The following is a 12,926-nucleotide window of genomic DNA, read 5'->3' as shown; positions in this document are numbered from 1 at the left end:
CACGAGAACCCCTTTGGGGTGAGAAGAGAGATTTTTTAAAGGATTTTTGTATGAAACACGCATCCGTGGGCAAATATCGCCCGTATCCACAAGTTGATTTGCCAAATAGAACTTGGCCGTCCAAAACCATCACGCACGCCCCTATTTGGTGCAGTGTCGATCTTCGCGACGGAAACCAAGCGTTGATCACCCCGATGAATTTGGATCAAAAACTTAATCTCTTCTCCCTCTTGCTGAAACTCGGATTTAAAACTATCGAGGTGGGATTTCCTTCCGCATCGAAGGTCGAATTTGACTTTTTACGCACCCTTGTGGAGCAAAAATTGATTCCCGATGATGTGACGGTTCAAGTCCTCGTCCAAGCGCGTGAACATTTGATCGATAAAACGTTTGAAGCACTTGCAGGGGTCAAAAAAGCTATTGTCCATTTGTACAACTCTACTTCCGTTGCACAGCGTAAAATCGTGTTCGGCAAAGAGCAAGACGAGATTATCGCCCTCGCTATGGAGGGGGTCGATATGGTCAAAGCTCGCGCTGCTAAACATGACGGCGAGATCATGCTCGAGTACTCTCCTGAGAGTTTTACGGGGACGGAACTCGAATTTGCCGCTCGTATCTGTAACGCCGTAACGGATCGTTGGGAAATCAGCGCAACACGAAAAGTGGTGATCAACCTCCCCGCAACCGTCGAGATGGCGACGCCGAACGTTTATGCCGATCAGATCGAGTGGATGAGTCGACATTTGACCAACCGTGAACATGTGTTGATCTCGACCCATACCCACAATGACCGTGGAACCTCGGTCGCGGCGACGGAATTGGCGTTGCTGGCAGGAGCGGATCGTGTCGAGGGGACGTTGCTTTCCAACGGCGAGCGCACCGGAAACGTCGATATTATCACCTTGGCACTCAACATGTACACCCAAGGGGTCGATCCTGAACTTGATTTCAGCGATTTGGAGACCGTTGTACGTGTCGTCGAAGAGTGTACCGACATGAAAACGCATGAGCGTCACCCGTATGTGGGAGAACTCGTTTACACGGCATTTTCAGGCTCCCACCAAGACGCGATCAACAAAGGGTTGGCGTATCAGCGTGCCAAAGACGATGCTTTTTGGGAAGTGCCGTACCTCCCTATCGATCCGCAGGATGTTGGTCGTAACTACGAGGGGATTATCCGTATCAATTCCCAATCGGGCAAAGGGGGCGTAGCCTACGTCCTTGAAGATAAATTCGGCTATTCGTTGCCGAAGAAAATGCATCCTGAAATCGGAACAATTGTTCAAAAAGTAACGGATGAAGCGGGACGCGAACTCTCAAGCGAAGAGATTTTGGAGATTTTCGAGAAAACCTATTTCGGCGAACCGCACGACATCGAGTTTGTCGATTATTCGGTAATCTCGGAGAGTGCGAAAGAGCACTCGGCCAAATGTGTGTTGGAATACACTCACAACGGCAAAACGATCCGAAGCGAAGGGGTTGGGAACGGTCCTATCGATGCGTGCAAGAATGCGTTGATGGTGGAGTATTCCCACAGCTTTAAAATTTTATCGTACTCGGAACATTCACGAGGTGAACTCTCAAGTGCGGAAGCGGTCGCCTATATCGAGATCCAAACGGAGAGTATGGAGAAATTTTTCGGGGTTGGATGCGATAATGATATCACTGTCGCATCAATCAAAGCGATGTTTAGTGCCCTTAATCGGGCATTTTCGTAACCATTTACTTTATTCCCGCTTAGGCGGGAACTCTTCTAATTCCTCTTTAACGCCATCTTCGTTATAATCGCGCAATTTTTACCAATACTGTGAGTAAACCATGATGGATGTCCGCGAAGCTTTTTTAGCCTTTTTCGAATCAAAACAACACGAACGTGCCGCGAGTTCTCCGCTCGTTCCCGATGATGCAACTTTGCTCTTTACCAATGCGGGGATGGTTCCGTTTAAGTCGATCTTTACGGGTGATATCCCGATTCCTGCCAATCCGCGTGCTACCAGTGCCCAAACCTGTATCCGTGCAGGGGGCAAGCATAATGACCTCGAAAACGTCGGTCACACGGCGCGCCACCATACGTTTTTCGAAATGCTCGGAAACTTCAGTTTCGGCGATTATTTCAAAGAAGAAGCGATTGCCTATGCGTGGGAGTTTGTTACCGAAGTGATGAAACTGCCGACAGAGAAACTGTGGGTAACGGTTCATGAAAGCGATGATGAAGCCGAAGCGATTTGGAAAAAGCATATTGCGGCAGATCGCATTATGCGTCTTGGGGATAAAGACAATTTCTGGCAGATGGGAGATACCGGACCGTGCGGACCGTGTTCGGAAATCTTCATCGATCAGGGTGCGGAACATTTCAACGGGCCTGAAGACTACATGGGGGGAGACGGTGACCGTTTCCTCGAAATCTGGAACCTTGTATTTATGCAGTATGAGCGTAACACTAAGGGTGAGTTGAAGCCGTTGCCGAAACCTTCTATCGATACGGGAATGGGATTGGAACGGGCAACTGCTGTACTCGAAGGAGCTTTAAGCAACTACGATTCATCTTTGTTTATGCCGATTATCCGTAAAGTAGAAGCTCTTATCGGTAAACCGTATACCTATGCGAGCGGTGCATCGTACCGTGTTATTGCCGATCATATTCGTACGGCTACTTTCCTCCTTGCACAGGGGACAAACTTCTCAAATGAAGGGCGTGGCTATGTCCTTCGCCGTATTCTTCGCCGCGCGGTTCGTCACGGGTACCTCCTCGGATTTACCAAACCGTTTATGTTTGAAGTGGCCGATACTGTTGCCGAATTGATGGGAAAACAATACCCGTATATCGTTGAAAAATTGGCGGTTTTAAAAGAGCAAATCATGCTCGAAGAAGAGCGTTTCTTTAAAACGATCGCATCCGGTATCGAACTTTTCAACGAAGAGCTCAAAAATACGAAAGAGACGTTCAGCGGTGAAGTGGCCTTTAAACTCTACGATACGTTCGGATTCCCTCTCGATTTGACCGAAGACATGTTGAAAGAGAAAAATCTCTCTCTTGATGTGGAAACGTTCGAAACGTTGATGAGCGAACAGCGCAAACGTGCAAAAGCGGCATGGAAAGGTTCAGGGGATGCTCATGTCGAGGGAGATTTCAAAACCCTTCTCGAAACATTCGGGGTCAACACCTTTATCGGTTATGCTTACACCAAAGCACCGGTAAAAATTCAAGCCCTTTTGGGTGAAAATTTTGAGCGTGTTGATCAGCTTCATGCGCACCAAAGCGGCTGGGTACTTCTCGAAGAGACACCGTTTTATGCGGAAAGCGGCGGACAATGCGGTGATACCGGAGTGCTTGGAGATAAAGCTGTTGTAACCGAAACGAAAAAATTTCACGGCTTAAATCTTTCGCATATCGACGTTAAAGAGACAGTGAATGTCGGTGAGACAGTGAGCGCAAGTGTTGATCCAGAGCGTAACGAAATCGCGAAACACCACTCGGCAACCCACTTGTTGCATGCGGCATTGTATGAGCAACTAGGTGAACATATCTCTCAAGCGGGGTCATTGGTAGAACACAACCGTCTTCGTTTCGACTTCTCCCACCCTAAAGCGATGTCTCATGAAGAGATCGCTTTGGTCGAAGAACGGGTCAATTATCATATCTTCCATGCATTGGAAGGGTTGACACGAGAAATGAGTATCGATGAAGCGAAAAAGAGCGGTGCAAAAGCGCAGTTCGGTGAGAAATACGGCGATACGGTTCGTGTCGTCAACTTCGGAAGCGCATCGGTTGAGTTTTGCGGCGGTATCCACGTCGATAATACGGCAACTATCGGAACCTTTGTTATCGTCAAAGAGAGCGGTGTGAGTGCAGGTGTACGCCGTATCGAAGCGGTGTGCGGGAATGCAGCGTACAATCTTTTTAAATCACAGCGTCACCTTCTCGAAGAGGTCGAAGCATCGGTTAAAAATCGCGATGTATTAGCAGGGATCGAGCGTCTTAAAGAGCAGGTTAAAACTCTCAAGCATGAGATGAGCACATTAGCTTCAAGTGCTAAAGAGGAACTTGAAGTGACAATGATCGGCAATACGGCTGTTGTTGTTTCTGAGTTGGGAGCCGGTGATATCAAAGAGCGTATCGATGAACTGAAAAATGCTCATGAATCGGTTGCGGTGATTTTGTTCCAAATTAAAGAGGAAAAAGTTCTCCTCGCCGCGGGTGCTAAAAACACTAACATTAAAGCGGGTGATTGGATTAAAGCAATCGCACCGATCCTCGGCGGAGGCGGAGGCGGACGTCCTGACTTTGCTCAAGCAGGCGGAAAAGATGTGACGAAAATCGCTGAAGCCAAAGAAGCGGCAATGGCGTATGTGACGAAGGAATTGGCATAATGAAAGACTTCTTGATCGAAACGTTTGCCCATCATCGTACCCTCATCGTATTTTTACACGTTATAAGCGCTGTCATTTGGGTCGGAGGGATGATTGCAGTTCGTTTCGCAACGCATCAGTCTCTCGCACTGATCAGTGATCCTAAGCTTCGTTTGGAGCGCGCTGCTCATACCCTTAAACGTCTTTTCACCATCGTAACGCCATTTGTGGTTATTCTCATTATAACTGCGGTTATTATGGCCGTCGGTCTTGGTTTTCGCGCCGCAGCGATGGATGCAACCGGCAATGTTATCGATGAATATGCTATGAGTATTTATAATACAATTCATATTAAAGAGGCGATTTGGCTTGTTATGTCACTCAACCTTGCTGCAATGATGTTTCGCCGCCGACGTGCAGAACAGGCACTAAAAGCGGGTAATGTAGAAGAGGCAAAAGAGTTATTGGGTCTAATCGCCAAGTATATGGTACCTATCAATATTGTTTTGGGTGTTATTGCCATCTATATCGGTGTATTCTTACGAGGCGCCTATTCATAATATATACGCAATCGGAATAAAATCCCGATTGTCTACGCTAACGCTTGGTTTCCTTCGGCAGGATGCCCACGTACGCTTACGTACTTTTTAAGAGAGGTTCGCATGTTGAGATTGTGTTCATCTTCGATCACCCGCGCCGAATTGCTTCGCGCGGCTTCCATTCCTTTTCTTCAGGAATCAGTAGATTTCGATGAAGATTCCATTATCGCTCCTACCCCTAAAAACTTTGTGTACCAAGCGACACTCGGAAAATACAAAGTCAATCTGGAAAAATTTGGGTGCAGTGACTATCCTCTTCTTGTTGCCGATACCGTCGTGACGGCACAAGGAAAAATTCTCCGTAAAGCTAAAAATGAAGCCGATGCCAGAGCGATTTTAGAGACGCAAAGCGGCTCGGAAGTTGCAATTATTACCTGCATGATTTATAAAACCCCCCGATTGGAACTCATCGATATCTCATCTACCCACTATTTTTTCGATGTGTTTGACCCTCATGACATTGAGAACTATCTGCGAAGCGGAGATTGGCAAGGCAAAGCAGGGGCATGTATGGTGGAGGGCTTTTGCAAGCCCTATATCCGAGAAGTACGCGGATTCGAGAGTACGGCCATGGGGCTATGCATCGAAGAATTAAAGCCGTTTTTGTGATGAAAAATCCTTACGAGAGTGAACTCAAAGCATTAAAGCGAGCCGGTCGTTATCGCGAACGGCATATCAGGGATGACACATTAATGGATGCCGCATCCAATGATTATCTAGGATTGGCTCATAACAAAGAACTTCATCTAAGGGCGTGTGAAACTCTTTCTCTTTATAGTGATCATGCACCTAAAGCCTCAATGCTGGTAAACGGTTACCATCCGATTCATGCTGCGTTTGAATCGGCGTTATGCGAAGCAAACGGTTTCGAAGCAGGTATCGTCATGGGGAGCGGATTTAATGCCAATATCGGTCTTATCGAAGCCCTTGTGCGTAAAGGCGATGTTTTACTGATGGATGAAGAATACCATGCCAGTGGCGTTGCGGGTGCACGGATGTGTGAGGGATCAGTTCAGTTTTTCCCTCATAATGATTCCATAGCGCTCAAAGAACTATTGAAGCAAGCGCATGGGAAACGGACGATTATTGCGGTTGAAGGTATTTATTCAATGGGTGGTGATCTAGTACCGCGCGAGATTATTGAACTTGCTATAGAGCATGAGTCGATTTTAATTTTGGATGAGGCTCACAGTAGTGGCGTTATCGGTGAATCATTGATGGGGATATTGGATCATTATGAGATCGTACCGACACCGCTGATGATCAAAATGGGGACATTGGGGAAAGCCTACGGAAGTTTCGGTGCCTATGTTCTCTCATCAACGCATATCAGTGAGTATCTTCTTAATCGTGCTAAAAATGTTATCTATGCGACGGCGCCTTCCCTTTACGATACGGCGTTAGCACATCATGCACTGGACTATATCCAAACCCATACACAGCGCTTACGTGATCAAATCAAAAGACGTAAGACGATTGTCCGAGAGACTTTGGGGATTGAGTCCGCAGGACTGATCATCCCTATTGAGATAGGGGATAATCGCGAAGTGATGCGGTTGCAGGAATGGCTGAAAAACGAGATGGGAATTCATGTCGGTGCGATTCGCCAACCCACGGTAAAAAAAGCGATACTCCGGCTCATTGCGAGGCTCGATATCGATGAGGTTCTTTTACGTCAGGCATGTGAGCGATTAACACAGATTTGGGTAAAATAACGCGATGAATATCATTGCAATTGATCGGTTGAAAATCACCCATAATGATCAAGTATTGGTCGATCTCTCGTTTGAAATTCGGCATTCGTTGGCATTGGTCGGGCAAAGTGGAAGTGGCAAATCACTCACTCTGAAAGCCCTTTTAGGGTTATTGGATACGACGTTGGATGTTGTGATCGAAAAGCGGTGTGAATTTGAATGGGGATTAGGCAAATCGGTCGCACTGGTACCCCAAAATCCGTTTACGGCATTATCTCCATTGACTCGAATAAAAGATCAAATGTTCCTTCCTAAAGAACGCAGTACAGAACTGTTTGCTCTGTTGGGATTGGATGAGGGATTGCTGGAACGTTTTCCTCCGGAACTTTCAGGGGGACAACTGCAGCGCGTTGTTGTCGCGATTGCTTTGGGGTCAAACCCGAAACTGTTGTTGCTCGATGAGCCTACAACTGCGCTGGATCCTGAGTCAAAAGAGGTTATGATTACGTTGTTAAAAACATTACAAGATAAAATAGGATACCAAATGCTATTTGTTACCCACGATATGAGTGTGGCATCGGCATTATGCGAAGATATTTGTGTGATCAAAGAAGGGCGTATGCTCGAGCGAGGGGGAATTACCGAAGTGGTTCATTCTCCCAAAGAGCCATATACCCAAGCGTTAATCGACGCCGAGTTTAAAACCAGAGGATTTAGACAGTGATAGAAGAAATACCGCTAAGGAAGAGAATGAAAAAATATTTATTGATTGGAATAGGGATTATCGTGATGATTCCGATCGTTTTTTTAGGGTATATTGTCTACTCTTTTGAATACGAAACCAAGCGTCTAATCAACTATCAGCCTCGCTTGACAACCGAAGTATATGACCGTAACGGGAATAAGATTGCTAACCTCTTTAGTGATGAGCATCGCTATTATGTCTCATACCAAAATATCCCTCCCCGTCTTATTGAAGCGTTGCTGGCGATTGAGGATACGACTTTTTTTGAACATTGCGGTGTTAATCCCGATGCGGTAATGCGTGCAATCATCAAAGACGTTACTGCCGGAAAACTCAAAGAAGGGGCGAGTACGATCACGCAGCAGTTGGTCAAAAATACCCTTCTGACCCGTGAGAAAAAATTCTCCCGTAAATTCAAAGAAGTTCTATACTCGATTCGAATTGAGCAGGAATTGACCAAAGAGCAGATTTTAGAGCGTTATTTTAATGAAATTTATTTGGGACACGGTTATTACGGGATCAAAACCGCATCGGATGGCTATTTCCGCAAACCCTTAAAAGAGTTGACTCTCAAAGAGATGGCAATGCTGGTCGGGCTGCCGAAAGCACCTAACTTTTATTCTCCGACGAAAAACTATGAGCTCTCATTAGGACGTGCTAACCGTGTTATCGGACGGATGTATGACTTGGGTTGGATCGATCAGCCGACGTATGACAAAGCAACGCAGGAACGGCCGAAAGTTTTTAACGACACACTTAGTAAAAATTCGGGCCCCTATATCATTGATGAAGTAATGCGACAGCTCGGTGATGCATTTCCTGACATCCGAAGCGGTGGATACAAGATTTATACCACCATCGACATGAGACTTCAGGAAGCGGGATATAAGGCACTTCAATCAGGTCGTAATGAGATTTTAAAACGGGCACAGGAAGCGGGTGATTTGGATGAAAATATGCAAACTCAGCTCAACGGTGCACTGATTAGTCTTGATCCTCGCAGTGGAGAGGTTTTAGCGATGGTCGGGGGGTATGATTACTCTCTGAGCCCCTATAACCGTGTAACACAGGCTAAACGCCAACCGGGATCGGCATTTAAACCTTTTATTTACCAAGTGGCACTTGATAGCGGAATGACACCTGCATCGATGGTTCCCGATATCGCCCGTACCTATACGTATGCCGGAGATGACGGGGAAGAAAAAACATGGAAACCCAAAAACTTTAAAAATGAGTACAAAGGGATGGTTACCATGCGCGATGCATTGGTTCATTCGCGTAACTTGGCAACGATCAATATGGTCAGCGATATGGGCTTTTCTAAAATTACCGACGGGTTGAGACGTTTCGGTATTGTTGAAAACTTACCGCCGGATCTTTCGATTGCGTTGGGTACCATTTCTATTTCTCCGATTGATTTGGCAAAATACTATACGATGTTTGCCAGTGGAGGGGCTTTGACCAATCCGATTTTGGTGCGTCAGGTCATTACACCGCGAGGAGAGACGATTCGATATGAAAATAAAAGCCGTCAGGTTGATACCCCGGAACAAATCTATTTGATGACGTCGATTCTCAAAGATGTTGTCGGTTACGGCACCGGAACAGGGGCACGTGTCGGAGGGATGGAGATTGCCGGTAAAACGGGAACAACCAACAAAAATGTCGATGCGTGGTTTGCAGGATATTCACCGACTGTGGAAACGGTTGTTTGGTTCGGACATGACAACAACACCCCGATGCGTCGCAGTGAAACCGGTGGACGGGCTGCGGCTCCGGTTTTCCGTTATTATTACGAAGACATGTTGCGCATTTATCCGAATACCAAACGCTATTTTGACTTGCCTGCAGGAGTCTACCGAGCTCCGACAAACGATCAAAATAGCAGCGATAATTTTACCGATACTTCAGCTGCACCGGATACAACACAGGAATCTGCACCAAAAACGGATGAAAAACTCGTTTTCTAAAAGTTTTTTAAGGGGATTTTCTTTACAATCCCCTTCTCATATTGGGGTGTCGCCAAGCGGTAAGGCAACTGGTTTTGGTCCAGTCATTCGGGGGTTCGAATCCCTCCTCCCCATCCACTTCTCAAACTCTTTCTTTTACGATCTTTTTGTTGCAGCAGAGAGATAAAACCAAACACTTCCTCCGATAACAATGAGCATAAGCGGTGCCAAATACGGTTTGTCCGCCACCATTTTATACCCTTCGATCAATGCGCCGCCAAAGATATAACTTCCACCGCCGACAATGAGTGCCCAAATGGCTGAACCGAGTGCATTGTAAACACTGAATTTCAAAAAACTGTATTTGGTCAGACCGATGGCAAAGGTAACGAGTGTTTTAAGCCCATAGATAAACTTTTTGATTACAATAATCCATGAACCGTGACGTTTCAGAAGCAAATGGGAAAAAGCAAGTTTACGACGGTGTTTACGCAGATGTTCCATCATTTCATGTTTGTGATAACGAGACATATAAAAGATCAGGGAATCGCCGATAAAGTTGGCGATAAACGCAATCGATATGGAGAGAGAGATATCCATTTTACCCATGTAGCTGAGAACTCCGGCTCCTAAAAGGGCGACGAATCCCCCTCCGAGAGAATAGAGGAATACGACGAGGTAACCGTACGTCGCAAGATTGTTTAACATATCATCCATAAATTATAATTTCCTTATTTTTGCTATTTCATCACGAAGCCGTGCAGCCTCTTCGAATTCTAGTTTTTTTGCTGCTTCTCTCATTTTGAGGCTCAACTCTTCAACCAGCTTTTTCCGTTCCGTTGCAGGGAGGGTTTTTGCTTTTTTGGAACGGTTATAGAGCTCGGCTGGGTCTTCGAGTTTGAGGTTCTCGTCGAGACTACGCTTGGTTGTGATTGGCGTGATACCGTGTTTTATGTTGAATGCTTCTTGTGTTGCACGCCGATCATTGGTTTTTTTGATAGCCCGTTCCATTGAACCGGTAATCTTTTGCGCGTATAAGATAACCCGTCCGTGTTCATTCCGTGCCGCACGTCCGATGGTTTGGATGAGTGCTGTTTCGGAGCGCAAGAATCCCTCTTTATCTGCATCCAAAATCGCGACAAGGCTTACCTCGGGTAAATCCAACCCCTCTCGTAGAAGGTTAATTCCGATGAGAACGTCGAAATCGCCGACCCGAAGTCCGCGAATTATCTGATTGCGCTCAATCGTATCGATTTCAGAATGCATGTATTGGACTTTGATTCCCAAATCAGCGAGATATTTTGTGAGTGCTTCCGCCATTTTTTTCGTCAATACCGTCACAAGAATGCGATCCCCTAACGCTACGGTTTTTTTAATCTCATCATGTAAATCTTCAACTTGATTAGTGGAAGGTTTGATGATAATCGGGGGATCAAGTAGACCTGTGGGACGGATGATTTGCTGGGCAACAGTGGAGCTAAGCTCCAACTCTTGAGCGGATGGGGTAGCGGATACGAAGAGGTAATGAGGTGCTTTATTAAGATATTCATCTATCATAAGGGGACGATTATCCAGTGCGCTTGGAAGACGGAACCCATAATCGACGAGCACCTCTTTGCGACTTCGATCTGCGGCAAACATCCCTCGAAATTGGGGTAAACTTACATGTGATTCATCTACAATAATCAAAAATTTGTCGTGATGGAGGGTAAAATAATCGAGAAGTGTATAAGGTGCTTCACCCGCTTTTTTATCGGTCAAAAGGCGTGAATAGTTTTCGATTCCTTTGCACATTCCCGTAGCTTGCAACATTTCGAGATCAAACTCACATCGTTGACGAAGGCGTTGCGCCTCAACGATTTTCCCCTGCGTTTCAAGCTCTTGAAGGCGTTCTCCCAGTTCATCTTCGATTCGCTTGATGGCACGGGAAAGTTTCTCGGCTCCAACGGCAAACTGGCTAGTAGCATAAATGGTAACGGTATCTTGTTTCTCGGTCATTGTATTACTCAAAGGGTCAAAAAAACTTATCCGCTCCACCTCGTCCCCGAAAAATTCGATACGAACCGCTTGATCCTGCCAATAAGGGGGATAAATATCCACCACTTCACCATTGACCCTAAAATCTCCACCATCGAAATAGGCATCGTTGCGAGAATACCCCATCTCAACAAGACGAAGCAGAAGTTTTTTTTGATTGATTTCATCCCCAATAGCAACAATCTGTACCATCTTCTCATACTCTTCAGGATCACCAAGTCCGTAATTGGCAGAGACAGAAGCTACAACAATAACATCATCGTAGCTGAGTAGATTGGCAGAAGCAGAAAGGCGTAAACGTTCCAGTTCATCGTTGATGGAGCTGTCTTTTTCGATGAATAAATCTTGGCGCGGGATGTAGGCTTCCGGCTGGTAATAATCGTAGTAACTGACGAAATACTCAACATGATTATCAGGGAAAAAAGAGCGAAATTCACTGTACAGCTGCGCTGCGAGGGTTTTGTTGTGGGTCATGATGATCGTCGGAAGTTGTACGCTTTCGATCACCTTTGCCATTGTATAGGTTTTACCGCTACCGGTTACCCCTTCGAGGGATACATAGCGCTCACCGCGTTTAATACCGGATGAGAGTGCGTCGATGGCAACAGGCTGATCACCGGCAGGTTGATACGGGGTATGAACTTTAAAAATCGGCAAAATACTACCCTGAAATGGTTTGTGTTAATTATGTCGAATTATAGCGCAAATGCTGTTTCTTAAAGTGGATGACTGCCTATAGGCTGCTAAGTTAAGGTGAGTTTTTGAATGAGGTTTTAAGAATAAAGTATTTTTATTTGAATTTTAAAGTAATGAAAAAACGATAGTGCAACCTCTCATTTTTTCATTATACCTAATGACTAACTTTTTTTCGTATTTTTGTCATTGCGTTTTTCTTTTAAAGTTTTTGCTGGTGCTTTTTTAACTGCTTTTTTTGAATCTTGACCTTTTGCCATAATTTCCCCTTTATTTGGATTTTTTAATCATATAATCGTTTGCACATAGTATACGACTTATTTTACAATTTAATGCCAAGTACAATACTCACCTGCCTCAGAAGTCAATCGGTTATTATCGATAGTACTTAATTATGTTCTATTTCTTTTGGAAGTTCGATCCATAGAGCTTTAAGTGAGAGATCAAGATCGTAGATCAATAAAAAAAGCGAAACTATCAAGCTGATGATACTGGAAATAAATAAGATTACGAGGAGCAGTGTCACATTAAAATGATACAAAGCAGCGCCAAATAGACCGATGATAATAAACGAAACCAGTAAAACGCTAAGAACGGCTAGAAAATTGCTGTTTCTAATGACTTTTGCTCTGAGGCTGAGTATTTTTAGCTCTGATAAAATGCGCTCTTGATCTGTGCTTGAAGAGCTTCGATACTCAACCGACAGTTGACGAGTCCTATCAACTATACGTCCAAAACGATTAGTAAGACTTAAAATGATTAAACCGACTCCTGAAATAAGAATGACAGGACTGATAGATAATTGCAATGTGTCGATAAGGTTAGCTAGTAACATAAAACACCTTCCAAGGCAACGGTC

10 protein-coding genes and 1 tRNA gene are annotated in these 12,926 nt (G+C 45.1%); 8 read left to right on the top strand and 3 right to left on the bottom strand.

Annotated elements, in window-relative coordinates; genetic code table 11:
- Positions 1–50: 50 nt before the first annotated feature.
- The 8 genes from leuA (at position 51) to PHI47_RS04535 (ending at position 9,475) form a co-directional block, all read left to right on the top strand.
- Positions 51–1,718, top strand: coding sequence for a 2-isopropylmalate synthase (gene leuA, locus PHI47_RS04570; protein WP_299934229.1), 1,668 nt, complete (start codon positions 51–53; stop codon positions 1,716–1,718).
- A 103-nt stretch (positions 1,719–1,821) separates the two neighbouring features.
- Positions 1,822–4,371, top strand: a complete 2,550-nt coding sequence (gene alaS, locus PHI47_RS04565) for an alanine--tRNA ligase (RefSeq protein ID WP_299934315.1) — start codon at positions 1,822–1,824, stop codon at positions 4,369–4,371.
- The gene (locus PHI47_RS04560; RefSeq protein WP_299934227.1) at positions 4,371–4,910 is read left to right on the top strand and encodes a hypothetical protein; all 540 of its coding nucleotides are present in this window, start codon (positions 4,371–4,373) and stop codon (positions 4,908–4,910) included. The genes alaS and PHI47_RS04560 overlap by 1 nt, the downstream gene beginning before the upstream one ends.
- A 102-nt stretch (positions 4,911–5,012) precedes the next feature.
- On the top strand, positions 5,013–5,558 hold the full coding sequence (gene maf, locus PHI47_RS04555) for a septum formation inhibitor Maf (protein ID WP_299934225.1): 546 nt from the start codon (positions 5,013–5,015) through the stop codon (positions 5,556–5,558).
- Positions 5,528–6,664 carry a pyridoxal phosphate-dependent aminotransferase family protein gene (locus PHI47_RS04550; protein WP_299934223.1) on the top strand — a complete coding sequence of 379 codons (1,137 nt, stop codon included), beginning with the start codon at positions 5,528–5,530 and terminating at the stop codon, positions 6,662–6,664. The genes maf and PHI47_RS04550 overlap by 31 nt, the downstream gene beginning before the upstream one ends.
- Before the next feature lie 4 nt (positions 6,665–6,668).
- The gene (locus PHI47_RS04545) at positions 6,669–7,367 is read left to right on the top strand and encodes an ATP-binding cassette domain-containing protein (protein WP_299934221.1); all 699 of its coding nucleotides are present in this window, start codon (positions 6,669–6,671) and stop codon (positions 7,365–7,367) included.
- Between the two features lie 26 nt (positions 7,368–7,393).
- Positions 7,394–9,358, top strand: a complete 1,965-nt coding sequence (locus tag PHI47_RS04540; protein ID WP_299934219.1) for a penicillin-binding protein 1A — start codon at positions 7,394–7,396, stop codon at positions 9,356–9,358.
- Positions 9,359–9,400: 42 nt separating this feature from the next.
- A tRNA-Gln gene (locus tag PHI47_RS04535) sits at positions 9,401–9,475 on the top strand.
- Between the two features lie 18 nt (positions 9,476–9,493).
- On the opposite strand, the gene PHI47_RS04530 is transcribed toward PHI47_RS04535, so the two are convergent.
- From PHI47_RS04530 to PHI47_RS04520, 3 genes are all read right to left on the bottom strand, one after another.
- Positions 9,494–10,054, bottom strand: coding sequence for a DedA family protein (locus PHI47_RS04530; RefSeq protein WP_299934217.1), 561 nt, complete (start codon positions 10,052–10,054; stop codon positions 9,494–9,496).
- 3 nt (positions 10,055–10,057) lie between these two features.
- Positions 10,058–12,031 (bottom strand): excinuclease ABC subunit UvrB, encoded by a 1,974-nt coding sequence (gene uvrB / locus PHI47_RS04525; RefSeq protein ID WP_299934215.1) that lies wholly within the window; start codon positions 12,029–12,031, stop codon positions 10,058–10,060.
- A 424-nt stretch (positions 12,032–12,455) separates the two neighbouring features.
- The gene (locus tag PHI47_RS04520; protein ID WP_299934213.1) at positions 12,456–12,902 is read right to left on the bottom strand and encodes a DUF2721 domain-containing protein; all 447 of its coding nucleotides are present in this window, start codon (positions 12,900–12,902) and stop codon (positions 12,456–12,458) included.
- Positions 12,903–12,926 lie beyond the last annotated feature (24 nt).

The sequence above is a fragment of the Sulfuricurvum sp. genome, from assembly GCF_028713855.1.
Classification (GTDB): domain Bacteria; phylum Campylobacterota; class Campylobacteria; order Campylobacterales; family Sulfurimonadaceae; genus Sulfuricurvum.
The sequence above is the reverse complement of the archived record's forward strand: the minus strand, read 5'-3'. Positions and strand labels throughout refer to the sequence as shown.